The 24,916-nt window shown below is 44.9% G+C and carries 26 protein-coding genes; 17 read left to right on the top strand and 9 right to left on the bottom strand.

Going from position 1 to position 24,916, the window contains the following annotated elements:
• Nucleotides 1-61: 61 nt before the first annotated feature.
• A complete protein-coding gene (locus tag BV11031_RS14225; protein WP_010330293.1) occupies nt 62-277 on the bottom strand; it encodes a DUF1128 domain-containing protein in 216 nt (71 codons plus the stop codon).
• A 203-nt stretch (nt 278-480) separates the two neighbouring features.
• Between BV11031_RS14225 and BV11031_RS14220 the strand changes: the two genes are divergently transcribed.
• The 3 genes from BV11031_RS14220 to BV11031_RS14210 are packed head-to-tail and all read left to right on the top strand — an operon-like array spanning nt 481 to nt 2,140.
• The gene (locus tag BV11031_RS14220) at nt 481-951 is read left to right on the top strand and encodes a low molecular weight protein-tyrosine-phosphatase (protein WP_010330292.1); all 471 of its coding nucleotides are present in this window, start codon (nt 481-483) and stop codon (nt 949-951) included.
• A gap of 17 nt (nt 952-968) precedes the next feature.
• On the top strand, nt 969-1,289 hold the full coding sequence (locus BV11031_RS14215; RefSeq protein WP_010330291.1) for a hypothetical protein: 321 nt from the start codon (nt 969-971) through the stop codon (nt 1,287-1,289).
• A gap of 23 nt (nt 1,290-1,312) precedes the next feature.
• Nucleotides 1,313-2,140, top strand: a complete 828-nt coding sequence (locus BV11031_RS14210) for a YihY family inner membrane protein (protein WP_010330290.1) — start codon at nt 1,313-1,315, stop codon at nt 2,138-2,140.
• A gap of 266 nt (nt 2,141-2,406) precedes the next feature.
• On the opposite strand, the gene BV11031_RS14205 is transcribed toward BV11031_RS14210, so the two are convergent.
• A complete protein-coding gene (locus BV11031_RS14205; RefSeq protein ID WP_129550779.1) occupies nt 2,407-3,582 on the bottom strand; it encodes an MFS transporter in 1,176 nt (391 codons plus the stop codon).
• Between the two features lie 168 nt (nt 3,583-3,750).
• On the opposite strand from BV11031_RS14205, the gene cax reads away from it, so the two are divergent.
• Both cax and BV11031_RS14195 read left to right on the top strand, forming a co-directional pair.
• On the top strand, nt 3,751-4,809 hold the full coding sequence (gene cax / locus BV11031_RS14200; RefSeq protein WP_129550778.1) for a calcium/proton exchanger: 1,059 nt from the start codon (nt 3,751-3,753) through the stop codon (nt 4,807-4,809).
• Nucleotides 4,810-4,879: 70 nt separating this feature from the next.
• On the top strand, nt 4,880-5,674 hold the full coding sequence (locus tag BV11031_RS14195) for a YfkD famly protein (RefSeq protein WP_082246402.1): 795 nt from the start codon (nt 4,880-4,882) through the stop codon (nt 5,672-5,674).
• 39 nt (nt 5,675-5,713) lie between these two features.
• On the opposite strand, the gene mscC is transcribed toward BV11031_RS14195, so the two are convergent.
• Together mscC and yfkAB are read right to left on the bottom strand one after the other, a co-directional pair.
• A complete protein-coding gene (gene mscC, locus BV11031_RS14190) occupies nt 5,714-6,556 on the bottom strand; it encodes a mechanosensitive ion channel protein MscC (RefSeq protein ID WP_082246401.1) in 843 nt (280 codons plus the stop codon).
• Nucleotides 6,557-7,678: a radical SAM/CxCxxxxC motif protein YfkAB gene (yfkAB, locus tag BV11031_RS14185; RefSeq protein WP_010330922.1), complete on the bottom strand. Its 1,122-nt coding sequence runs from the start codon at nt 7,676-7,678 to the stop codon at nt 6,557-6,559.
• Between the two features lie 145 nt (nt 7,679-7,823).
• Between yfkAB and BV11031_RS14180 the strand changes: the two genes are divergently transcribed.
• Together BV11031_RS14180 and pdaA are read left to right on the top strand one after the other, a co-directional pair.
• A complete protein-coding gene (locus tag BV11031_RS14180) occupies nt 7,824-8,009 on the top strand; it encodes an SE1561 family protein (protein ID WP_039076206.1) in 186 nt (61 codons plus the stop codon).
• Nucleotides 8,010-8,110: 101 nt separating this feature from the next.
• Nucleotides 8,111-8,902: a delta-lactam-biosynthetic de-N-acetylase gene (pdaA, locus tag BV11031_RS14175; protein ID WP_010330920.1), complete on the top strand. Its 792-nt coding sequence runs from the start codon at nt 8,111-8,113 to the stop codon at nt 8,900-8,902.
• Nucleotides 8,903-9,037: 135 nt separating this feature from the next.
• On the opposite strand, the gene BV11031_RS14170 is transcribed toward pdaA, so the two are convergent.
• The 3 genes from BV11031_RS14170 to corA all read right to left on the bottom strand — a co-directional run bounded on the left by BV11031_RS14170 (nt 9,038) and on the right by corA (nt 12,443).
• On the bottom strand, nt 9,038-10,390 hold the full coding sequence (locus BV11031_RS14170) for an IS1182 family transposase (protein ID WP_010330919.1): 1,353 nt from the start codon (nt 10,388-10,390) through the stop codon (nt 9,038-9,040).
• Between the two features lie 131 nt (nt 10,391-10,521).
• Nucleotides 10,522-11,382, bottom strand: coding sequence for an NAD(P)-dependent oxidoreductase (locus tag BV11031_RS14165; RefSeq protein ID WP_010330918.1), 861 nt, complete (start codon nt 11,380-11,382; stop codon nt 10,522-10,524).
• A gap of 101 nt (nt 11,383-11,483) precedes the next feature.
• A complete protein-coding gene (gene corA / locus BV11031_RS14160; RefSeq protein ID WP_010330917.1) occupies nt 11,484-12,443 on the bottom strand; it encodes a magnesium/cobalt transporter CorA in 960 nt (319 codons plus the stop codon).
• 110 nt (nt 12,444-12,553) lie between these two features.
• On the opposite strand from corA, the gene BV11031_RS14155 reads away from it, so the two are divergent.
• On the top strand, nt 12,554-13,417 hold the full coding sequence (locus BV11031_RS14155; RefSeq protein ID WP_010330916.1) for a DNA-3-methyladenine glycosylase family protein: 864 nt from the start codon (nt 12,554-12,556) through the stop codon (nt 13,415-13,417).
• 283 nt (nt 13,418-13,700) lie between these two features.
• Here the strand turns inward: BV11031_RS14155 and BV11031_RS14150 are convergent, their stop codons facing one another.
• Nucleotides 13,701-14,201, bottom strand: a complete 501-nt coding sequence (locus BV11031_RS14150; RefSeq protein ID WP_010330914.1) for a hypothetical protein — start codon at nt 14,199-14,201, stop codon at nt 13,701-13,703.
• A 188-nt stretch (nt 14,202-14,389) separates the two neighbouring features.
• Here BV11031_RS14150 and rlmD point away from each other — a divergent pair, with 188 nt between their 5' ends.
• From rlmD to BV11031_RS14135, 3 genes are all read left to right on the top strand, one after another.
• Nucleotides 14,390-15,793: a 23S rRNA (uracil(1939)-C(5))-methyltransferase RlmD gene (rlmD, locus tag BV11031_RS14145; RefSeq protein WP_010330913.1), complete on the top strand. Its 1,404-nt coding sequence runs from the start codon at nt 14,390-14,392 to the stop codon at nt 15,791-15,793.
• A gap of 311 nt (nt 15,794-16,104) precedes the next feature.
• Complete coding sequence (locus BV11031_RS14140) at nt 16,105-17,085, top strand: tRNA dihydrouridine synthase (protein WP_010330912.1); 981 nt, start codon at nt 16,105-16,107, stop codon at nt 17,083-17,085.
• 221 nt (nt 17,086-17,306) lie between these two features.
• A complete protein-coding gene (locus tag BV11031_RS14135; RefSeq protein ID WP_010330911.1) occupies nt 17,307-19,112 on the top strand; it encodes an ABC transporter ATP-binding protein in 1,806 nt (601 codons plus the stop codon).
• A gap of 49 nt (nt 19,113-19,161) precedes the next feature.
• On the opposite strand, the gene BV11031_RS14130 is transcribed toward BV11031_RS14135, so the two are convergent.
• Entirely contained in the window at nt 19,162-19,347 is a 186-nt protein-coding gene (locus BV11031_RS14130; RefSeq protein WP_010330910.1) for a hypothetical protein, read from the bottom strand.
• Nucleotides 19,348-19,615: 268 nt separating this feature from the next.
• Here BV11031_RS14130 and BV11031_RS14125 point away from each other — a divergent pair, with 268 nt between their 5' ends.
• The 6 genes from BV11031_RS14125 (at nt 19,616) to BV11031_RS14100 (ending at nt 24,904) form a co-directional block, all read left to right on the top strand.
• Entirely contained in the window at nt 19,616-20,167 is a 552-nt protein-coding gene (locus tag BV11031_RS14125) for a GNAT family N-acetyltransferase (RefSeq protein WP_010330909.1), read from the top strand.
• 98 nt (nt 20,168-20,265) lie between these two features.
• Complete coding sequence (locus BV11031_RS14120; protein WP_010330908.1) at nt 20,266-20,718, top strand: DUF6884 domain-containing protein; 453 nt, start codon at nt 20,266-20,268, stop codon at nt 20,716-20,718.
• Between the two features lie 28 nt (nt 20,719-20,746).
• Nucleotides 20,747-21,436, top strand: coding sequence for a YfjL-like protein (locus BV11031_RS14115; protein ID WP_010330907.1), 690 nt, complete (start codon nt 20,747-20,749; stop codon nt 21,434-21,436).
• A 226-nt stretch (nt 21,437-21,662) separates the two neighbouring features.
• Nucleotides 21,663-22,664 (top strand): acetoin:2,6-dichlorophenolindophenol oxidoreductase subunit alpha, encoded by a 1,002-nt coding sequence (acoA, locus tag BV11031_RS14110; RefSeq protein WP_010330906.1) that lies wholly within the window; start codon nt 21,663-21,665, stop codon nt 22,662-22,664.
• Nucleotide 22,665: 1 nt separating this feature from the next.
• A complete protein-coding gene (gene acoB, locus BV11031_RS14105) occupies nt 22,666-23,694 on the top strand; it encodes an acetoin:2,6-dichlorophenolindophenol oxidoreductase subunit beta (protein WP_010330905.1) in 1,029 nt (342 codons plus the stop codon).
• Nucleotides 23,695-23,707: 13 nt separating this feature from the next.
• Nucleotides 23,708-24,904, top strand: a complete 1,197-nt coding sequence (locus BV11031_RS14100; protein ID WP_010330904.1) for a dihydrolipoamide acetyltransferase family protein — start codon at nt 23,708-23,710, stop codon at nt 24,902-24,904.
• Nucleotides 24,905-24,916 lie beyond the last annotated feature (12 nt).

Genomic DNA, 24,916 nt, shown 5'->3' with positions numbered 1-24,916 from the left:
TCATGACCTATTTTAATAAAAAATGATAAAAAAGACTCGCCGGGTTTCCGGCCAGTCTCCATTACTTTCGAAGCGAGGCTAGTTCTTGAGCAATCGCTTGCATTTCACTAGGGCTGAATGATTCTTTTTTCATCACCATGCTGTGAAGGTACGTGAGGTCTTCGATCTTCTCATCGCTAAAATCCTCCGCTTTGATCACGCCGACATTCAGCATGTTCAGTTTTTGGGAAATCTCTTCAATCATTTGAGTTAATGTTTCTGTATTTGGGCTGGACAAATGGCTCCATCCTTTCTTAGCTCGATATTCGGTATGTTTTATTCTAACAGAATTCAATCAGAAAAAAACCCTATTCTAAGAGCAAGCTCTTGTTTTCAAAAAAGTGGAGACATCAGTTGAAAAGAAAATGAACATCCTACTAAGATAGTCATGAAGGTTTTTTTTTAGAGAAATATGGGCAAAGAATAGGGAGGTTGTACAACATGATAAGCGTGTTATTTGTTTGTTTAGGAAACATTTGCCGGTCTCCGATGGCTGAAGCGATGTTTCGGGACTTGGCAGCCAAAAAAGGATTAGAGGGGAAAATCAAGACGGACTCAGCCGGTATCGGCGGCTGGCACATTGGCAATCCGCCGCATGCAGGAACACAGGAGATCTTGCAGAGAGAAGGAATCAGCTTTGAGGGCATGCTGGCGAGGCAAGTCAGCGAACAGGATCTGGACGATTTTGATTACGTGATTGCGATGGATGCAGAAAATATCGGGAGTCTCAGAAGCATGGCGGGTTTTAAGAACACGCCGCATATCAAAAGGCTCTTGGACTATGTTGAAGGTTCAGATCTGGCCGATGTTCCCGATCCTTACTACACAGGAAACTTTGAAGAGGTCTGTCAATTAATCAAATCGGGCTGTGACAAGCTGCTTGCAGCCATTCAAAAAGAAAAACAACTGTAAGTGAAAGGAGAATTTGCATGAACAACGAACGTTTGATGCTGAAAGGTATTTTTCTCGGAGCTGCGGCAGGCGCAGCATTATCGCTGCTCCATAAGCCGACAAGACAGGCATGCGGCATGAGATGGCTGACATGCAAGCATAAACTTTCACTGTATAAAAGCAATCCGGAGCTGTTGAAAAACACGGTCATCACAAAAATGGATGAAGCCAAGAAGCTGGCCCAATCCTTGTCAAATGAAGTCGGGTTTGTCAATCAGCAGGTGAAAGAGCTGAAGAAAACAACGCCGCAAGTGATGGAGCTTGTGCAAGAAACGAAAGAGCATTTTTCAAAAAAATGATCAAACATGCGAGGTGAGGCGACATGAATTTTTTGAAAGAGCTTTTCAGCAGATACACCCTGCATGAGGGGCCGAGCAAATCAGCGGAACTGGCGTATTTTTTTCTCTTGTCATTGTTTCCGTTTTTGATTTTTATGCTGACGCTCACCGCGTATCTTCCCATTTCTACCGATGATGTTCTGGGAGTTGTCAAACAATACGCGCCCGCCAGCGCGATGTCCCTCGTTGAATCCATTACCCAACAAACCTTAAACAACCGAAATGGCGGTTTGCTGTCATTCGGGATTATCGCGGCTTTGTGGTCAGCGTCTAATGGAATGAACGCCATCGTCCGATCGCTAAACCACGCGTATGAAGTGGATGAAAACCGCTCTTTTATCATCGTTCGTCTAACCTCAATTTTTTTGACGATTGCCATGGTATTTACGATTTTAGTGGCCTTGCTTCTGCCGGTATTCGGCCGGCAGATCGGGGTGCTTGCTTCAGACTTCGTCGGCGCGTCGGATCTGTTTTTATCCGTTTGGTCTGCAGTGCGCTGGGGGGTCAGCCCGCTTGTGCTGCTGATCGTTTTTTCCGCCCTGTATATTATCGCGCCGAACCAAAAACTATCCCTCCGTTTTGTCATGCCGGGCGCTTTGTTTGCGGCCGTTGGATGGATCGTTGTCAGCACCCTGTTTTCATTTTACGTCAGCACATTTGCGAACTATAGCGCCACATATGGAAGCATCGGGGGAATCATCGTTCTGATGATTTGGTTTTACTTGAGCGGCATTTTAATTATCCTTGGGGGAGAAATCAACGCTCTTTTACATAAACGTAAAAAGCTTCCTGATGAAAATCCCTACCATTAGCGCATCCTATAAATGAACTTCGGTTCAAATTGATGTCGGGGGGCTATCGTGATGAGCAAGAAAAAAGGCGGAAGCCATAACAAACAAAATTCGAAAAGCAAACCGAGCCATAAAACAAGCGGAAGCGCCAACGGGCAAAACGGCTATCATTAGCATAAAAGCCTCCTGATGTCATGTCAGGAGGCTTTAACATGCGGCAAACTTGCATTGACTCAAGCTGAAAAGATGACAAAAAGCCTAAAACGCAAACCGTTTTAGGCTTTTTTTTATGAAGATGAAGAATAGGTTTCGGCTGGTGACCAGCTTTTCGGTTTGCCAAGCACGAGAGCAAGCCAGATACCGCTAAGCGTGAGGGTAATGAAATAAAATAAGTTTGCGCTGTCAAATGTCTGCATATACCAGCCGCCGGCAATCGGGCCGAGGATGCTGCCAAGGCTGAATGTAATGCCGCAAAGCAGGTTCCCCGCCGGCAGCAAGTGGGGAGGAAGAAGGTCTGTCATATAGCTGATGCCAAGTGTAAAGGTTGATCCGACTGCCATTCCCGCCATAAAAAAGCAGCATCCGATCACATAAGGCGAAGGGAATACGCCGGCGATCAAAAAGCAAAGCGCTCCTGTCAACAAAATCACAAGCAGCACATTTCGCCGCCCGTATTTATCGCTGAGGATGCCGAGCGGAAACTGAAAAATAATGCTTCCAATCGCAAATGCGGGAAGGATCAGCGCCACTGCGTCCACAGATATCCCCAGCCGGAGTGCGTATACAGGAAAGCTTCCATTTAGCGCCGTCTCAAGAAAGCCGTAGCCGAATGTGGGCATAAAGGCAACCCACCCAAAGAGTAACGCTTGATAAAACCGCCTGAAGCTATTGTCTGATTTGGTTTCGTGAGGACTGGTTTCCGGGTATGCATTTTGTAGAAAGAAAACAAAAAGCCACGCAAACAGGCTGAAGCAGCCGGACACGATAAAAGGCAGCGCCGGGCTCAGCTTGACAAGCGGAACCATGAAAGGACCCGCGGCAAAGCCAAGGCCGAAGGAAAGTCCGTAAACAGACAGGTTTCTTCCGCGATTTTGTTTTGATGATATCGAAGTCACCCACGTTTGCGTAGAAAAGTGAAGCATATGGTCGCCGATTCCGATAAACAGGCGAAGCAGGAACCAGATCCAAACGGACTGAAGCCAAATAAATCCAAACAAGCTTAAAATGACAATGCTTCCCCCGATGACAATCAGCGGCTTAAATCCGAGCTTTCTAAGCGGCGCTTCCATAAACGGCGAAGCCAAAAGCACGCCGATATAGAGTCCCGTCGCATGCAGGCCGTTAATAGCGGCCGATTCCCCATTTGTTTCAAAGATGATCGAGATGACAGGCAGCAGCATGCCTTGTGAAAACCCGGAAATGGAAACGAGCAAGACTAGGATAAAAAAATGAAATCGTGACATCGTGTCTGTTCTCCTTATATGGAATCTATGTTGATCGTACAATGTTTTCCAATAGCAGGCAACCTGAAAAAAGCCTATATCACATGTGAACATGCGACCTCGTGTAATCATGATGATTTTTGTGAAGAATACAAATAAAACAAGTCATATAAAAGGAGCCAATTCACTATGAATCGTATTTTTTTTATTTTAGTGGCGGCGGGTGTTCCGCTTTCTGTAATCGGCAGTTTGATGCATTGGCCTTCTGTCATTCTCTTTGCCTTGTATTGCGTAACGATTATCGCGCTTGCAAGCTATATGGGAAGGGCGACAGAATCATTATCAATCATCGCAGGCCCGCGGATCGGCGGTTTGTTGAACGCCACCTTTGGGAATGCGGTTGAGTTAATCATCTCTCTATTTGCACTGAAGGAGGGCCTGACCGGTATCGTGCTTGCCTCTTTAACCGGTTCAGTGCTGGGGAATCTGCTGCTGGTGGCCGGGCTATCGTTTTTTGTCGGCGGTTTAAAATATAAGCGGCAGGAGTTTAATATTCATGATGCGCGCCATAACTCCGGTCTATTGATTTTTGCCATCATTGTCGCTTTTGTCATTCCGGAGGTATTTTCTGTAGGGATGGGCGACGTGGGCAAGCTTAATTTAAGCATCGGCATCAGCATTATATTAATGCTGTTATATGTGGCGGCTCTGTATTTTAAACTCGTCACGCACCGCGGTGTTTATCAGCCGAAGAACAATGACAGCCAGCATGTGGAAGAGGAAGAGCCGGAGTGGTCAGGCAAGATTGCCACAATTGTCTTGTTTGCGGCTACGATTGCTGTGGCATACATATCTGAAAACCTGGTTCACACGTTCCACTCTGTAGCTGAGCAGTTCGGCTGGAGCGAGCTGTTTATCGGGGTCATCATCGTGGCGATTGTCGGTAATGCCGCGGAGCATGCGTCCGCCGTCATTATGGCCTATAAAAATAAAATGGACGTTGCGGTTGAAATCGCAGTCGGTTCGACGCTGCAGATTGCTATGTTTGTTGCACCGGTTCTTGTGATCTGTTCCATCTTCTTCCCGGTAAGCATGCCGCTTGTGTTCACGCTGCCGGAGCTCGTGGCGATGGTATCGTCCGTTCTCTTGATGATCGCCATTTCGAATGACGGCGATTCCAACTGGTTTGAAGGGGCGACGCTGCTTGCCGCCTATGTCATTATGGCGATCGGCTTTTTCCTTCTATAACCTGAAAAAATGATGGATAACAATAAAGCGGGATGAAAAGACTAAGGGAAAATGCCATAGAAAGAGTGATATGATGAAAAAGCTATTTCATTCCACACTTATCGTGTTGTTATTCTTTAGTTTTTTCGGCGTTCAGCCCATCCATGCGAAAAAGCAGTTTAAGGTTCCTGACTCAGTTGCAAGCATTTCGAAGGAAAACACGTATCCGAATGCTTCACAGGATCAACCGATGCTTCAGCCGAGCAAACTTGCAAAGGAATTGCTCGATCATTCTGAGGTGAAGATTGAAAACCCGCACCTCATCAAAATGCTGAATGAATCCAACGTATCCGGCACACCGCTCGCGGTCGGCTACCGGGCGACAATATTTCTCGGGAAATGGGCGCTCGGCTATGAATCAAATGAAACAGTCGCAAACTGGGAATACAAAAAAATCAATACAAACCGTGCGGATAACCGCGGCGGAAAAGAAACAGCTGAAATGCATTATGCCCAGGAACAACAGTACAAAGTGAAGGGCGGCCTGACAGCTAAGGTTCCAAACGCTGAAGATGTCAAAAGCATGATGATGCTAAAAGCGATGAAGAAAACGAATCTTCCGCTGGCATTCGATACGGTTGTCGGAGCGGGCACAAAGCGGGATCAAATTTATAAAGTCGCTCCTAAAAAATTGGGTTATCTGAATGCGTATGCACCGGCTGTGAATGAAAAAGGAAAAGTGACTTACGGAGAAGTGTACTTAGTGCTGAAAGGGAATAAACGAAAACTAGTCGTGAAAAATGTCACGTCACAGGGAATCGGCGCTTGGATTCCGGTTCAAGACCACGTCACATTTGGTTTTCAGCTTGCTTCGCAGCCAAGATAAACAAAAAACTGATTCCAACTCGGAATCAGTTTTTTTCGTTTATTGCGTTCTCTCGATTCTGACCGCTTCCTCAAGCATTTGCACATTGTTTTGATAGAGCTTTCGAACAAGAACCCGTCTGACTGCAAGGCTGGCGCTGAAATAATCGTCATCTTTCACCATGCCTTTTACCGTAAATTCCACGCCGCGATTGATTTGATTCAATGCGGTAATCCCATGTATTTGAAAGGGCTCTGCCGGATTGCCGAATTCATCCAGCTTTAATGAGTCTCGAAGTTCTTCATTCAGCATGTCACATGCCTCTTCTAATACGCCGTACACACGGTCTGGGTCTTCTTTAAAGCTGATGAGAAAGGATTCGGTGATCCGCATAAAATCGATATTATAGTTCTCTATTTGTCTGACCTCGCCGTTGCTGATGGTGAGCAGCTTCCCGCTCCATTCCCGGATTTGCAGCGAGCGAAGGCCGATTTCTTCAACAGTCCCGTTAAACATATTGTTGACGGTGACATAATCGCCTTTGTGCAGCTGGCGTTCATAAATTAAAAACACACCTGCCAGCACATCCTTAATCAGTGATTGGGCGCCAAAACCGATGACAATACCGGCTACACCCGCCCCGGCTAAAATATTGCCGAAATCATGCACAAATAAAGAAATAACGTAAAAAATAAAAGCGATTGTCGCTGTGTACTGGGTGACAGAACGGATAAGGCTTTCAATCGTTTTTTCTTTTCTTTCTTCAATAAAATCTGTCCGTTTAAAAAATAGCTGGACCAGCCGGTTGATGATAAAAACACTGATCCATAGAATGACGGCAACGAGAAGAATATCGACGATTTTATTCTGGAAAATCTCTGTAAGTGTTTCTTCCATTCGCATCTAACTCCTGGCTTGACGTTTTGTGAAATCCACATCTTGATAATAACTATTTTTGACGAGAACATTCGGCCCGAGGCATCGGACATTCGGGCAGTGGCAATTCAGCTCTTTTGCAAGCTTTGTCTCTCTCCATTTTTCATAGGCGGAAGGGAGGCTGTCCGTCTGAATGTTGCCGAGCGGCGGTGTGTCGCCGAAATCAGTCACGATGATGTTTCCGTCGAAGATATTCACATTCAGGCGGGAACGGCCGTCAGGATCGTTTCTCACTGTGACGTTTTTCGCCGCGCGAAGCCGGCGAAGCAGCTTTTGATCCTCTTCGTCCGCACTGCAGGCATAAAACGGCAGTGTCCCGAACAGCATCCACGTCTTTTCATCACGAATGTCCAGCAAACGGTGAATGGCCTGTCTCATCTCTTTCAGGCTGAGAGAGTCAAGAGCGCTTGCGAAATCGCTCGGGTACATTGGATGGACTTCATGACGCTGACATTTCATATCTTCTGTGATTTGGCGGTGAATATGCTCAATATGCGGAAGTGTGCGTTTGTTCAGCATCGTTTCTGCAGAAACCATCACCCCGGCATCCACGAGCGTGCGGCTGTTTTCGATCATTTTTTCAAAATAACGCGCCCGCTGTTCGAAGGTCGGTTTTCTGTCCATCATAGCAAAGCCGATCTCAGCAAAATCCTCAACTGTACCCCAGTTATGAGAAATATGCAGGACATCAAGATACGGAATAATCCATTCGTATCGATCAATATCAAGGGTCAGGTTAGAATTGATCTGCGTCCGCACGCCCCGTTCATGGGCGTATTTCAATAACGGAACGACATATTCCTTTACTGATTTTAAAGAAAGCATCGGCTCTCCGCCTGTAATACTGATGGATCTCAGGCGCGGAATTTCCTCCAGCCGTTTTAACAGAAGATCTATAGGCAGAGCATTCGGGTCTTTAGGCTGCAATGTATAGCCTACAGCGCAATGCTCACATCTCATATTGCACAGTGTCGTCGTTGTAAATTCAACGTTTGTCAGCTGCATGTCTCCATACTGTTCAACATCCATATAGGCTTCCCAAGGGTCAAACTCAGGTGTAATGGGACGCAGCTTCGTGTTTTGTGTCATGACTATCTAACTCCTTTATAAATGGGGCATACTAATGCTGCCAACAGTTAATTTTAGACCTGATTTGATAAGTGCGCAAGTAGCGGAGTGATTGAAAAACGGGAAAAAATGAGCTACCATAATAAAAAATGAATGGAGGAACAGAATGGGAAACGCCGTAAACAATAAGGATCAGCAGCTTGATTATTTAAAGAACAGACTCGACATGTTTATGAATGTCATTGATTCATTAGACCCTGAAGCAACCGAAGTTGAAGATATAGATAGGCTCATCAGCATGCTTGATGACCTGGAAGCCAAATACGAACGCTTTAAAAAAGACTGGGAATAGAACCGCGCGCACGCCGCGGTTTTTTATTTTGACATAAAGCGTCAGTATAAAACGAAGCGCCTTTCTGTAAAATATAAAAAAATGCAGAAGGAGCGCTGGCCATGAAGTGGATGTGTTCAATATGCTGCGCCGCCGTCTTGCTTGCCGGGGGCGCAGTACAGGCGACAGCGGTGCCAAATGACCCGATTAACTGGGGCTTTAAACGAAGTGTCAATCATCAGCCGCCTGATGCCGGGAAGCAGCTAAACCGTTTAATTGAAAAATATGGCGCGTTTTATTTAGGCAATACAAAGGAAAAAACGATTTACTTAACGTTTGATAACGGCTACGAAAATGGCTATACGCCAAAAGTGCTTGATGTCTTAAAAAAACACCGCGTAACAGGAACCTTTTTTGTCACCGGGCATTTCGTAAAGGATCAGCCTGAGTTGATTAAGCGCATGTCTGATGAAGGGCATATTATCGGCAACCATTCGTTTCACCATCCGGATCTGACGAAAAAAACAGCGGACCAGATTCAGGACGAACTCGATTCAGTCAATGAAGAGGTCTATAAAATTACGGGAAGGCAGGACAACCTGTATCTGCGTCCGCCGCGCGGCGTGTTCAGTGAATACGTGCTGAAAGAAACGAACCGCCTCGGATATCAAACCGTTTTCTGGTCGGTCGCTTTTGTTGATTGGAAAATCAATAGCCAAAAGGGGAGTAAATACGCTTACGATCATATGATCAAGCAGGCGCACCCAGGAGCGATTTACCTGCTTCACACCGTATCGAAGGACAATGCCGAAGCATTGGATGATGCGATCACAGACCTGAAAAAACAAGGCTACACATTTAAAAGCATTGATGATTTGATGTTTGAGAAAGAAATGAACCTGCCGTCCTTGTAACCAGAAAGCCTCTCCAGAATGGAGAGGCTTTCAGCTTGTAGAGAAAACGACGTTTTTTCTACAAGCTTTTTTGTTTTTTGCTGTTTCCTTAGTTATTCAGCGGATTTCAAAAACTCAAAAAGAGCTCCCACATACCTAGCCCTGCTTGGCTAGGTATGTGGCAATCTTCTTCATGTTCTGGCATGCGGCTGTGAGGAGAACTTGTTCACTCACATTCCGTTTTCCCCTCAACCTGCAATAGCGAAGCCCATGCAGCTGTTTTGAATCTGCAAAGCTTCGCTCTATTTTTTCTTTTCTTTTTTTATAGAGGGTTTTTCCTGAAACAGATAAACGATTTTGTCTGACCTTTTCTTTATGGTCCTCCCATACATGCCGGGTGATGATCTTCTGGCGGTTCTTTGATCTTGTGCATTGCGCAAGCAATGGGCATGCGGAACAGGTTTCAGGATTTGATTTATATGACCTGTAGCCTTTTCGGTCAGTTGTTGAGTATGTAAGTACCTGCTGGTTCGGGCAAATGTAACTGTCTTGTTCACTGTCATAATGAAACTTCCATTTTGGAAACAAGCCTCTAGTAGGGTGATATCGTCTATGGGCAATAACGCCAAAAATATGGCGGTCGGCTAACCCTTTACAGATCGGAGTCGTTAAATAACCAGAATCAAGAGCGACGGCTTCTACTTCAAAATGAAATCGTGCAATTTGGTGATCTAATCGGTCAAGATAAGGCACAGAATCATGGACATTTCCAGGCGTAACATAGGCGTCGGTGATAATGTTATGTTTCATATCCGTTGTTCGGTGATCTAAGTAAAAGAAACCCTCCGGTTTGTTTTCACGATACATATATCCACTTTCCGGATCAGTGGTACTGTGGCGGATCTCTTTTTCAGCTTTCACCTCCTCTTTGGCCGGTAATGGCTTTTTTTCGTGCTCCTCCCGATCTTCTTGAATGGCTTCATTTAAATCTTTGATATAGTTTTGTGTATCCTGTTCAATCGTTTTTCTTGTGTATTTGTGCTTGTTGGCATTGGCTTTCAGATGAGTTGAATCGGTGAATAGGACACGTCCACCCACCATGTCATGATTGATGGCCTGAAGAACGATCTCATCAAAAATGTCTTGGAAAATCGTTGTATCTTTAAAGCGTGTGCGTCTGTTCCAGCTGATGGTGGAGTGGTGCGGAACTGGGTCATTGATATTCAGGCCCAAAAACCATCTGTACGCCATATTGTAGTAAATTTCTTTTTCAAGCTGTCTTTCTGAACGGATACCGTAGAGGTAGCCGATAAACATCATTTTGAATAAAATCAGCGGGTCGAGTGAGGGGCGGCCTTTGTTTTCGCTGTAGTAAGGCTTAACCTTTTCAATGATAAAAGAGAAGTCTATGTGTTTATCAATTTTTCGAAGCAAATGATCCTCTTCGACGAGTTGGTCAAGCAGAACAAATTCGGCTGCGTTTTGAGAAGAATTTCTTGTGTAGAACATGAGAAAGACACCGTCCTTTTTAGTCTTTCTTTTATTTTATTACAGAAGAATGGATATTTTAAGGAAAAATAAAGGCTGTCGAGATTTTCTCGACAGCCTGAAAGCCTCTCCAGAATGGAGAGGCTTTCTTCTTATTTGATACATTTAATGAGTGCGGCCCAATCCAGATCTCCAAATCCTTTTTCAATCCCGCTTTCAAAATGGCTCTTGGCCAGCTCGGCGAGAGGGAGGTGTGCAGAAACCTGTTCAGCGGCGGCAAGTGCCAGATTGGTATCCTTCAGCCCTAATGACATTTTGAAACCGGCCGGCTCAAATGTCTGCTCTGCCATGATGGTTCCGTAATTTTGATAGACAGGAGAGCCAAAGAGCGCGCTGGCGATTTCTAAAAATTGTTTTTGTTCTAAGCCGTACTTTTCCATCATTAAGAATGATTCAGATAACGCCTCCAGCATAGACACGAGCAAAAAATTGACGCTGATTTTGGCCGCGTTTGCCGTCTTGCTTTCTTCGCCTACGTCAAACACCTGCTGGCTCAAGGTGTCAAGCAGAGGCTTGGCAGTTTGCTTCGCTTCCGCCGGTCCGGCTGAGATAATGCGGAGCGCGGCTTTAGCGGCCGCATCCGGTCTTCCAAGCACAGGAGCGGCGAGGAAGGATTGTCCTTTTGCCGCATGGGCTGCGGCGAGCTTCTCAGAGAACTCGACACTGATGGTGCTCATTGAGATGTGGATGCCGTTCTTTGCTAATCCTGCAATCAGCCCGTCTTCTCCGAATGTCACGGCGCTGACAGAATCGTCATCTGAAAGCATTGTGATGACAATATCAGCGGACTCAGCCGCTTGTCGCGGCGTGTCCGCTGCCTGTGCGCCTTCTGATGCGAGCTCTTCCGTTTTTTGTTTCGTCCGATTATAAACAGTTAATTCGTAGCCTGCCTGAAGCACGTTTCGGGCAATGGGCTGTCCCATATTGCCGAGTCCGATAACAGCGATTTTCAATCTGATCACTCCCTGAACATTTTTTCCATTATAAACAAATTGAACATCATATGCATGAAAAGCGGCTTGCCAATATAAAAAAGAACAGCTTTACGCTGCCCTCATTTAAATATGTTGAACCATCCTTTATGTACAAACCATATCAGCATCCCGATCACAAGCGCAGCCATCAGGCCGAGCACGGCGAAATATCCGTAATCCCAATGCAGCTCTGGCATGTAGTCGAAGTTCATCCCGTACACACCGGCAATAAAGGTAAGCGGGATAAAAATGGTCGATACGATCGTCAGTGTCATCATAATCGCATTCATCCGGTTTGAATTCAGTGTCACATAGCTGTCTCTTAAGTCGGACGTCATGTCACGGTTGGATTCCACAATCTCAGATAATTTTAATAAATGATCATATATGTCGCTGAAATAGGCTTTCGTTTCCTGATGCTCTTTCACATGATCAAGGGTTAAAATCCGATAGAGCAAATCACGCATCGGAATAACCGTCCGTCTCAGATGCAAAAGATCTGTCCTAAGATCAAACACCTCGTTCATCAGCGTTCCATATGTTTTCTGAGAACGGCTTTCTTCAATCTCGTTCAGCCTGTCTTCAATTTTGTACACGAGAGGAAAATATTCATCGACAAGCTGATCCATGATCATATAAGTGATATGCCCAGGCCCTTTTTTTAATATGTCCGGTGAAGCATACAAACGCTCCCGGACTTTGGCGATACCGGGCGTTTCGTGTAAATGAAAGGTGACGACAAATCTTTCGCCTTGAAAGATATCCACTTCCTCCGTCTCCAGCGTATCCTTATTCAGCGCATGAATCACGTAAAAGCGATAGCCGTCATAATGGTCAAGCTTGGGGCGCTGCATATGCTGGAAGCAATCCTCAATGGCAAGCGGATGAAAATGAAAAAAATCTCTCAATATTGCCGTTTCCGTATCCTCCGGGCCGTATAAATCAACCCAGTACCACGCAATATCAGGCTGTTCCACTCGTTCGATCGGTATATTTTTCAGCAGCTGATGCTCTGTTGTCATTGCGGTAATGTTGATCATAAACAACCCTCCACCTGCCATTATATCATGCGGCCTATATCAGAAAAGTATACGGTATTCTCCGCCTAGCGGATGTTATACTGGACAAAAACGGAAAAAGGGTGGATTGCATGTGGAAGGAAAACGTATTTGTCACGCCTCCGTACCATTTTGACCGCGTGCTGGACAGGCTCTCTTTAGATCCTCTCAATGCGGCGGATAAAGAAGCGCGGGAGATCCGCGTGCCGATCAGAAACCAAGCGGGTGACGTCTGCATTGTGAAGGTACAGGCATTAGGCCAAGCGGATGCCCCTGAGTTTCTTGTCAGCGGAGAAACAGACCAGGAAGAGATGATGAAGGAAATCAAGCGGATTTTTCAATGGGAACATGATTTACAGCACGTTCTCGATCATTTTTCGAAAACGAGTTTGTCCGCCATTTTTGAAGAGCATGCGGGTACGCCGCTTATATTGGACTATAGCGTGTACAACTGCATCATGAAATGCATCATCCACCAGCAGCTCAATCTTTCCTTCGCTTATACGTTAACAGAACGGTTTGTCCATGCGTTTGGCGAGCAGAAGGACGGCGTGTGGTGCTATCCAAAGCCGGAAACGATAGCGGATCTCGATTATCAGGATCTGCGCGATCTGCAATTCAGCATGAGAAAAGCGGAATACGCCATTGACACGTCAAGGATGATCGCAGAAGGCACACTCGACTTGTCGAAGCTTCCGGACATGACGGATGAAGATATCATGAAGAAATTGGTCAAAATCAGAGGCATCGGCCCATGGACCGTGCAAAACGTCCTCATGTTCGGACTTGGGCGCCCTAATTTGTTCCCGCTAGCCGATATCGGACTCCAAAATGCGATCAAACGCCATTTCCATCTGGACGATAAGCCGGCAAAGGATGTCATGCTGGCGATGAGCAAGGAGTGGGAGCCTTATTTAAGCTATGCGTCTTTGTATTTGTGGAGGAGTATCGAATGAAAAAAGGCTGCCTTTTCGGCAGCCTCAGCGTGTCGACAAACCCTCGCATTCGTTGTCAGTCCTGCGCGTCGGTGCTCACGAATTCCTATATTCGCTGTGCTCCGATGCTCCTCCTTCCTAGACTTCAAGGGTTTTCAATCACGCTGATAGATGACAAAGACATAAAACAAAAACCGTTTTATGTCTTTGTCAACAATCTGAGGCTGCCTTTTCGGCAGCCTCCTGAGATTAATCAAGCTTCACTGTCATGCTTTGGTCTGAATCGGTATTTCAGGTGAAAACGTTATTTTTGGCTTGAATCATCTGTTTCATTATCGGTATCCAACGGCTGATCGCTTTCCTGAACCAGCTGGTTGTCCAAATCAACAAATCGAATGGTCGGTTCGCTGCTGTCATAATAAGACGAATGCTTATACAATGTGCGAAGAAACTGGTCAAAGACTATGGCCAAGAGACCGTTTTCCATCGATTTTCCGTCTGAGTTGTTGAAGGTGACAACAACCGTATTGTTTTTTATTTCCACTTTTTTAACCACTTTTTCTCCATCGGAATTGGCTTCTGTCATTTTTTCAAATGCACCGTTTAAATCCTTTTTGGAAATATAGATTTTATCCCACTCTTCTTTGGTAATACTGTTAAAGTCTTTTTTTAGCAGATCCAGATTTTTGCTCTCATCTTCTGCCTTTTTTTCTGTTTTTGCAGAAGTTGCGGTGCTGTCGTTTCCGCATCCTGCTGCGCTGAATAGTAACCCTAATGCGCAGGCAGCGGTTAGAAATTTCTTCATTTTATCCCTCTTTTATGTAATAGTCATAACTTGTATCGGCTGTTCTGCTAAATGATTGAGTAAAAATGGAAATGTTTTTGAAAAATATGAAGGAAACTAGGCAAGCATGTTATACTAGAAAGATGTGAATAAAACATTTCACTTTCTGACATTTGCAGAAAGCTCTATATAGAAACGGAGAGAACAACGTGAACCAACAAAAAAAACAGGCGCCCGTCGAACTGAAAGTCGGACAAACCTTTCCCCTGACGATTAAGCGTCTTGGCATTAACGGAGAAGGAGTCGGCTACTTTAAGAAAAAAGTCGTCTTCGTGCCCGGCGCGCTTCCAGGCGAAGAGGTTGTCGTGCAAGCCACAAAGGTTCAGCCGAAGTTTTCGGAGGGCCGCGTGAAGAAGATCCGCAAGGCATCGGAGCACCGCGTGGCACCGCCTTGTCCCGTATATGAACAATGCGGCGGCTGTCAGCTTCAGCACCTTGCATACAGCCAGCAGCTTCGTGAAAAACGTGATATCGTCATTCAGTCTCTGGAACGCCATACGAAGTTTAAAGTAGAAAGCATGGACATCAAAGAAACGATCGGAATGGACAACCCGTGGAATTACCGCAACAAAAGCCAATTCCAGATCGGGCGCTCGCAAAGCGGGAGCATCATCGCCGGCTTATACGGCCTTGATTCTCATGACATCGTGCCGATCAAAGATTGCATCGTTCAGCATCCGGCAACCAACAAAACAACAGGCATCGTCCGCCGGATTTTAGAGGACTTCAATGTGTCTGTTTATAATGAACGGAAACGAAAAGGCGATGTTCGCACCATTGTGACGCGAGTCGGCTTTGAAACAGGCGAGGTGCAGGTCGTGCTTGTGACAGCAAAAGAAACCCTTCCGCACAAGGAAGAAATCGTCAAAGCAATCCAAAAGCGCCTGCCTGAGGTCAAATCCATTATCCAGAATGTAAACGGAGCGAAAACCTCTGTTATTTTCGGTGAGAAAACAAAACCGCTCGCCGGACATACAGTGATCCAAGAGGTGCTCGGCGACGTATCATTTGAACTGAGCGCCCGCGCCTTCTTCCAGCTCAATCCGGAGCAAACCGTCAAGCTGTATGACGAAGTGAAAAAAGCGGCGCAGCTAACGGGAAAAGAAAAAGTCGTTGACGCGTATTGCGGCGTCGGCACCATCGGCATGTGGCTGGCGGACGGAGCGAAGGAAGTCCGCGGCATGGACGTCATCAAGGAATCCATTGACGATGCCAAGAAAAACGCCAAAAAACACGGCATGGCCAATGCCACATACGTAACAGGAACAGCCGAGCACTGGCTCCCGAAATGGACGAAAGAAGGCTTCCGTCCGGACGTTGTCATCGTTGACCCGCCGAGAACAGGCTGTGACAGCACATTCTTGGACACGATCAAAAAAGTCAAACCGAAACGCTTTGTCTACGTTTCCTGCAATCCATCCACGCTTGCGAAAGATTTGCAGGCGCTCTCGAAGGACTATCGTGTGGACTATATTCAGCCTGTGGATATGTTTCCGCAGACGGCGCATGTGGAAGCGGTGGCGAAGCTTGTATTGAAATCGTCTAATGAATAGAAACGAGTTCTAATCAGATCTGGATTTCGGCAGGATGAACGTTGCCGATTTCCGGGTCTTTTTCATGCGTCTTTCATGGAAATAGGGTGATAAGCCCTCAGCGATTGATCAGAAACAGCAGAAATCCGGTATTGTGCCTAACCCTGTGATCGGTGTGCTTTATTGCTTTTTATATGTTGTTTGTAAAGATATAATGTTCACAATTTACTATCGTTTGATAAGAAGCGCTTCAGCATGCTATAAGTGTAACAGAACAATTTTGCTTCATTACGTTTGGCCTGATATCGATAATGAAAGGATTTGAATGTGTGATGATAGATAATTTCTGGCGTGAATTGCCACGACCATTTTTTGTGTTGGCACCAATGGAAGATGTGACGGATGTTGTGTTTCGCCATGTCGTGAGTGAAGCTGGCAGACCCGATGTGTTCTTTACGGAGTTTACAAACTCAGAAAGTTACTGTCACCCAGATGGGAAGGATAGTGTGCGCGGACGTTTGACATTTACAGAAGATGAACAGCCAATGGTAGCCCATATATGGGGAGATAAGCCTGAAAACTTTCGGCAAATGAGTATTGGCATGGCGGAATTAGGGTTTAAGGGTCTAGATATCAACATGGGCTGTCCTGTACCTAATGTGGCAGGGAATGGCAAGGGAAGCGGCCTTATTTGCCGTCCTGACATTGCAGCAGAATTAATACAAGCTGCAAAAGCAGGGGGACTGCCTGTAAGTGTGAAGACAAGGCTTGGTTACACGGATGTGGATGAATGGCGCGACTGGCTGACACACGTACTGAAACAAGACATTGCGAATCTTTCCATCCATCTGCGTACAAGAGCGGAAATGAGCAAAGTAGATGCGCATTGGGAACTCATCCCGGAGATTAAGAAACTTCGTGACGAGGTGGCACCGGATACTCTTCTTACTATTAATGGAGATATTCCTGACCGTGAAACCGGCTTAAAACTTGCTGAACAATACGGTGTTGATGGAATTATGATTGGACGAGGTATTTTTACAAATCCATTCGCCTTTGAAAAGGAGCCGAAAGAGCATAGCAGCAAAGAATTGCTGGATCTCTTAAGGCTGCATCTCGATCTTCATGATCAATATTCAGCATTCGAAGCCCGTCCGTACAAGCCCCTTCCTCGCTTTTTCAAGATTTATCTCCGGGGATTCCGAGGCGCAAGTGAATTAAGAAACCAATGCATGAACACAAAGTCAACAGATGAAGTGCGTGCATTGCTCGATGAATTTGAGAAAAAGTATCTTGACGGGGCGGAGCGATAGTAGAAGTATTTCGATTTTTGATCTGTTATGTTTAATAAAATAAACACTGCCTAATCGAGGCCTGGATTTCGGTAAAAATAAATAATTCCGATATCCGGGCCTTTTTCATGCCTTATTTTCCGAGATCTTATTTTAATTTTGAGGGAAAAGCTGAATAAAAATTAGTCAAATGCGTTTGTGAAAAAAATCTAGCGATAAGCGAGTTGGAAGAGTTAATTTATTTGGAAGAGTTAATTTATAATAAAATAAAAAATCTATACTATGTATCTATGACTAACCAGCATGGGGGAATACATCATATGACTAAAAAAACAATAGTAGACGTTATAAAATATACTTTACCAGTGAAAAGCAGAGTCGCCCTGGTTATAGCGTTTACTTTATCGTTGCTAAGTGCTGCGATTGGTTTGATTTCTCCATTGATCGTAAAGGAGTTTGTTGATCAATTTTCAAACCAAGTGCTAGATTGGACGTTAATTGCTCTTGTAGTTGGCTTGTTAATAACAGACAGCGTGTCCTCTACAGTTGCTTCATCTATTATAAAATTCACGGAACAAAAAGTAGTATATCTATTAAGAGAAATTTTATGGAGTAAGATATTAAAACTGCCTGTTTCGTATTTCCAAAAAAATAAGTCTGAGTCTTTAGTTAGTCGTCTTACAGAAGATGCCACATTAATATCATCCATCTTAACAAAAGATCTAATAGATTTCGTAATGGCCATTATATCTGTGATTGGAGCCATTATTGTCTTAATGTTTACTGACTTTTGGCTAACAATATTAGTGATTGTGCTTGTACCGCTTACTTTTGTACTAGTTATACCGCTTTTTAAAAGAATAGAGCTTATTCATTATACTCGACAAGAAAAGTTATCAGAGGTTACCGTATTTTCTTCGCAAATACTAAGGAATTTTAAAATTGTGAAGGCTTATGGTAGGGAAGAAGATGAACAAGCCAAAGGAAAGAATTTCTTTTCTAGTATGTATCAACTAAGTATTAAAGAAGCGATTATAGATTCCGTCATCTATCCTTTATTGAGTGTGATTGGTTTTGTGATTGTTGTAATCGTTGTTGGATTTGGTTTCTGGCGTTTAGGTTCTGGAGACCTTACAATGGGTACGTTAGTTGCATTTGTCTTATACTTGTTCCAGGTTATTGTACATGTCGCGGGCATTGGGATGAATATTGGCTCTTATCATGAAGCGAAAGGTTCCTTAAAACAAGTGTTTGGAATTTTAATGGAAAAAGAAGAAGAGAGCAAAACAGCGAAAGATAGTAAAATGGAATTTCCTTTTAATGAGATTAAGCTTGAAAATGTTCATTTTTCATATGATAAGAAGGAGAATGTCATCGCTAATCTTTCATTACATGTTTGTCGTGGAGAAGTACTGGCGCTGATTGGCGAGAGCGGTGCAGGGAAATCGACAATTATTAATTTGCTTGAAAGATTCTACGAACCAGACTCTGGCAACATGCTAATTGATAACATTTCTTATAAGAATATTCCTCCGCAAATTTGGCGAAAGGGGTTTAGCCTTGTTTCGCAAGATACGTCGTTGTTTGATGGAACAATTAAGGATAATATTAAGTATGCAAATCCAAATGCAACAGATGATGAAGTTATTTTTGCAGCAAAACAAGCGAGCGCTCATGAATTTATAATGAAATTAGAAGAAGGATATGATTCGGATATTGGTGACTATGGTAGTTATCTTTCTGGTGGGCAAAAACAAAGAATAGCAATTGCTAGAGCCTTTTTAAGAAAAAGTTCATTTGTCTTATTAGATGAGTATACTTCTAATGTTGACAGTGACACTGAACAGGAGTTAATTAAAGCAGTTTCTCAGTTAAGAGGAGATATGGGATTTATCATTATTGCTCATAGACTTTCCACTGTAAAAGGTGCCGATAAAATTGCCGTAATGAAAGATGGGCAGTTAGAGGATATAGGAACGCACGAGGAATTAATAAAGAGAAATGACTATTATGTAAGAGTAATTAGAGAACAAATGGATCGTGGTTAATGTGAGTTAGTTGGAATAAACGAATGTAGGATCAAGTTAATATACGCTATTAGGCCGCTATGTTACCAAATTTTTTTGGTGTATGGTTGCCTAATTTTTTTATCCCTTCTTTTTTATCTGAATTAACAATGGATGAATATGCTCGTACATACAAGATACCCACAACTTCTTTTTTAAGAAACTTGAGGGCAGAATGCCGGCAAACATCATCCCGCAGCACGCTAAAATGATTCATAGAAACACGCTCCGATTCAGAAGGCCCACCGAGATGTGAAGGAACGCGTGCGTAAAATCATTGCCCACAGGCATGACTTGAATAGGACATTGGCGTCCCGCATCATCATGAAAAATTCGATATCCAGGCAGACATGCTGCCGAGAAACTGTTGAAATCTTATAAGAATCAAGATAGCAGGGATCATTTTCCTTGCTATCTTTTTTTATCTAAAAGGATAAGATAAAATACATGGTAATAATAGGGGCTACAATGAAGGGGGGAGTTTGATGAAAGAATTTCCTATAATTGAAACAAAAAGATTGATTTTAAGAGAAGTAAACGTTGAAGATGCCAAAGATATGCTACTCTATCTTTCAGATCAAGATGTTGTGAAGCCGATGGGATTAGAACCCTTTGAAACAACTAGTGATGTTTGTACAGAGATTACATGGTATAAATCGATATATGAAAGAGGTACAGGAATCAGATGGGGCATTACACGTAAAGATTCTGGCATCGTCATAGGAAGTTGTGGATTTCTTAATAGAATCGCAAAACATTATCGAGCTGAGGTTGGGTATGAATTACGCAAAGATTACTGGAGAAAAGGCATCGCCAGTGAAGCATTAGAAGCTGTCGTCAAATATGGATATAACCACTTGCAGCTGGAAAGGATTGAAGCTCTTATTGAACCTTCTAATATCCCATCGATAAAACTCATAGAAAAACAAGGTTTTAGCAGAGAGGGTTTGCTGAGACATTATGAATTTGCTTGTGGTACATTTGAAGATTTATATATGTATTCAATGATCAAAGGAGATTTTACATCTGGAAGGTAAAAATGAATTTGACCTAATGCCTCTTTCACATAATGTGAGGAACTAACTGCAGGATATGGAAAACCATTATATGAAGCAGAAATAGGGGGGAGAGAAAAATGAAACGACTATGCATCATCCCCTGCGGCAAGAAAAAAATATGGGACATCTATCCGGATAACGGTCCAACAAGGGCGAAAGACGCTTATCTCAGCCCGTTCCATCAAGCGTGCGAGCGATATGCGAAAGTATTTTTCGATGAGTGGGTGATTTTGTCGGCGAAGCACGGATTTCTTCGCCCAGATGATATCGTATCTGGAAATTACGATGTGACGTTTGGCACCGGTCATCCGGAAATCATGACAACAGGGGAGCTGCGCCGCCAATTTTGCGAAAGGGGATTTTCTGATATCGAAGAGCTCGTCATGCTTGGCGGAAAAAAATATCGAAGCGTCCTAAACACCGTCACCGGCGAGCATCAACGAATCAGCTGGCCGCTGTCATCGTACAAAGGCATTGGCTACATGCTTCAAGCGCTGAATCGGGCTGTTGAAGAAAAACAAGAATTGTAGCACAACATATCAAGAAAAGGGTGTGAATATGAAAAAACTTGTGGTTGGCTTGATTGCCATTGCGGTATTCGGATGCGGCTTATATACCTATCATGTATGGTTCGGTGATCCATTTACGAAAAATGCTGCAGAGCAAGAGCTTATTTCTTATGTGAAACAGACCTACCCCAATAAAGAAATCAAGATTACAAATGGGATATATAGCGCTAAAACCTCTGAATATGTGTTCCAAGCAAATACCCAATCTCATCGTTATCCAATGTGCACGAAGGGATTTCTCCATCCGAAAGTCACGTGCGATGGAATTGAAGAAGCGTATACCGAATCAGTGGCAAAACATGTAAATGAAGAAGCATCGAAGGAAATCGAAGCAGATCTAAAAAAAGAGATGCCGCAAATCATAAAAACTGACGCTGCTTTGAGCATCGGAAACGGCCAGTTCACATTAGATACAAAATGGAACAAACAGCTGGCTGAAAAAGCGCCGATGAGCATGACGATTCAGTTAGACGCGAGCGGGTTATCAAAAACAGATGCCGCAAAGATGGCGGAAACAGTCAGAAAGACGCTTAATGAAAAGGGATATACATATGCAAACGGCACGGTAGACTGTATGCAGAAGGACGCGGACGGCGGTTTCGGTTATGTCAAATATTCAGTTGATTTTCTTCCGAAAACAGCCATTCAACCAAACGATGCAGAGGAATTGGGCAGTTAAAAGATTTCCAAGGAAATAAATACGTCGATCATTGTCAAAGACCGGGGTGCCCGGTCTTTATTGCATGCCATAAAACGAGACAAATGGATCAGAACGAGACAAAATGAGACACCTGTCTCAAATTGTCTCCAGTGTAAAAATGAAAAGGCTGATTTTACAGGATCTAATGACTGGCACACTTCTTGCATTGATAAATGTGAACCCTAAATAGAAGGAGGCGCACAAAATGGAATTGTTAAAACGAGAAGGCTTGTCATTAACTGAGGAGAAAGCGCTGTGGATGTACCAAAAGATGCTGGAAATCAGGGGCTTTGAAGACAAAGTACATGTGCTGTTCGCACAGGGAGTGCTTCCCGGATTCGTCCATTTGTATGCCGGTGAGGAAGCGGTAGCTGTAGGGGTGTGCGCTCATTTACATGATGGAGACAGCATTACAAGCACGCACAGAGGACACGGCCATTGTATCGCCAAAGGCTGTGATCTGGATGGCATGATGGCGGAAATATTCGGGAAAGCGACCGGCCTGTGTAAAGGAAAGGGCGGTTCTATGCACATTGCCGATCTCAATAAAGGTATGTTAGGGGCAAATGGAATCGTCGGGGGCGGATTTACGCTCGCATGCGGATCAGCGCTCACTGCTAAATATAAACAGACTAAAAATGTAAGCGTTTGCTTTTTTGGAGATGGAGCAAATAACCAAGGCACCTTCCATGAGGGACTGAACTTAGCGGCAGTATGGAACCTTCCTGTGGTATTTGTAGCCGAAAACAACGGCTACGGTGAAGCCACTCCATTTGAGTACGCGTCGGCCTGTGATTCAATCGCCGATCGGGCGGCTGCCTATAATATGCCTGGGGTTACGGTGGACGGAAAAGATATTTTAGCAGTTTACCAGGCAGCCGAGGAAGCGATAGAAAGAGCAAGAAACGGCGGGGGGCCGTCTTTGATCGAATGTATGACCTACAGAAACTACGGCCATTTCGAAGGGGATGCCCAAACGTATAAAACAAAGAATGAAAGAGCTGAGCACCTTGAAGAAAAGGATGCCATCCAAGGTTTTAAAAACTATCTTTTAAAAGAAACAGATGCCAATAAACTGTCAGACATTGAAAAGCGTGTCAATGAATCGATTGAAAAAGCCGTCTCGTTTAGCAAAGACAGCCCATATCCGAAAGAGTCTGAGCTGCTGACAGACGTCTACGTGTCATACGAAAAAGGGGGAATGTGAGATGGCGAGAGTCATAAGCATGTCAGACGCGCTCAATGAAGCGATGAAGCTTGCGATGAGAAAAGACGAAAATGTGCTTTTGATCGGCGAGGATGTCGCCGGGGGAGCGGCGGTCGATCATTTGCAGGATGATGAAGCATGGGGCGGTGTATTAGGGGTCACGAAGGGTCTCGTGCAGGAATTCGGGCGCACAAGAGTGCTGGACACACCGATTTCTGAGGCGGGCTACATGGGTGCGGCTATGGCTGCGGCATCAACCGGGCTGAGACCAATTGCCGAGCTGATGTTTAATGATTTTATCGGCACGTGCTTTGACCAGGTGATCAACCAAGGCGCGAAATTCCGCTATATGTTCGGCGGAAAAGCGCAAGTGCCGATTACCGTCCGCACCACGTACGGAGCGGGGTTCCGGGCCGCTGCCCAGCATTCGCAGGCGCTGTATGGCCTATTCACCAGCATCCCGGGACTGAAGACGGTTGTTCCATCCAATCCGTATGACGCCAAAGGCTTGCTGCTGGCGGCAATCGAAGACAATGATCCGGTGTTCTTTTTTGAAGACAAAACGTCCTACAACATGAAGGGCGAGGTGCCGGAAGATTATTATACAATCCCGATCGGAAAAGCGGACATCAAACGCGAAGGCAATGATATCACCCTGTTTGCGGTCGGCAAGCAGGTGAATACCGCGCTTAGTGCGGCGGCGAAGCTTTCAGAGAAAGGCATCGAAGCTGAGGTGCTTGATCCCCGCAGCCTGTCTCCTCTGGATGAGGAAGCGATTTTCACATCGTTAGAAAAAACAAACCGGCTGATCATTATTGATGAAGCCAATCCGCGTTGCAGCATTGCCACAGATATCGCTGCGATTGTCGCCGACAAGGGCTTTGATTTGCTGGATGCGCCGATTAAGCGGATTACAGCGCCGCATACACCGGTGCCGTTTTCGCCAGTGCTTGAGGATCAATATTTGCCGACACCAGATCAAATTGTCAGCGTCACGCTTGAATTGCTTGGCGAGCCGGCAATGAATTAAAGGGGGGACACAAATGGCGGTAAAAGTAGTGATGCCAAAATTGGGAATGGCCATGAAACAAGGGGAAGTATCGATATGGAATAAAAAAGTAGGCGACCCGGTTGAAAAGGGAGAAAGCATTGCCAGCATTCAATCGGAGAAAATTGAAATGGATATCGAGGCGCCTGAAAAAGGAACGCTGATCGATATCAAAGTAAAAGAGGGTGAAGAGGTTCCGCCCGGCACAGCGATCTGCTACATTGGGGACGCCAATGAATCGGTGCAGGAAGAGGCGAAAGCACCTGCTGCAGAAGATAGCGAGCCGCTAGCCGTCCAGCCCGAAAAACAAGAAAACAAACCCGCAGCCGCGAAAAAAGAACGAATCAAAATATCTCCAGTCGCCAGAAAAATAGCGGAAAAAGCGGGATTAGACCTGAAACAGCTGAAAGGCACTGGACCAGGCGGGCGAATTGTAAAGGATGATGTGACAAAGGCGCTTGCTGAACAGAAAAATGACCGGGCAGAGCCGATTTCTGCGCATAAGGCGAAGGAAACGCCGGTGACAGGCATGAGAAAAGTCATCGCGGCCCGAATGCAGGAAAGCCTGGCAAACAGCGCGCAGCTGACGATTACGATGAAAGCTGATATCACCAAGCTGGCAGCTCTTCAAAAACAGCTTTCTCCAACTGCGGAAGAGAGGTATGGCACAAAGCTGACGATGACTCATTTTGTGGCAAAAGCCGCCGTTCTCGCTCTGCAAGCTCATCCTGCGCTGAATAGCTTTTATCAAAATGAGCGCATCATCACACATCCTCATGTGCACCTCGGAATGGCTGTGGCGGTGGAAAATGGGTTAGTTGTGCCTGTGATCCGCCATGCTGAAAAGCAGTCGTTGATTCAACTGGCCCAATCCATCTCAGAACAAGCCAAAAAAGCACGTGAGGGACGGGCGGAAAGCGGAGACCTGCAAGGCTCAACCTTCTCCATTACAAACCTTGGCGCTTTTGGAGTGGAGCATTTCACACCAATATTAAATCCACCGGAAACAGGCATTCTCGGCATCGGAGCAAGCTATGACACGCCGGTATATCAAGGCGAGGACATCGTCAGAAGCACGCTCCTGCCGCTCAGTCTGACATTTGATCACAGAGCCTGTGACGGTGCTCCTGCGGCTGCCTTTCTGAAGGCGATTATAACATATTTGGAAGACCCGGCAGCATTAATTTTATAGGAAAAGCAGGTG

The sequence above is a fragment of the Bacillus vallismortis genome, from assembly GCF_004116955.1.
Lineage (GTDB): Bacteria > Bacillota > Bacilli > Bacillales > Bacillaceae > Bacillus > Bacillus vallismortis.
The sequence above is the reverse complement of the archived record's forward strand: the minus strand, read 5'-3'. Positions and strand labels throughout refer to the sequence as shown.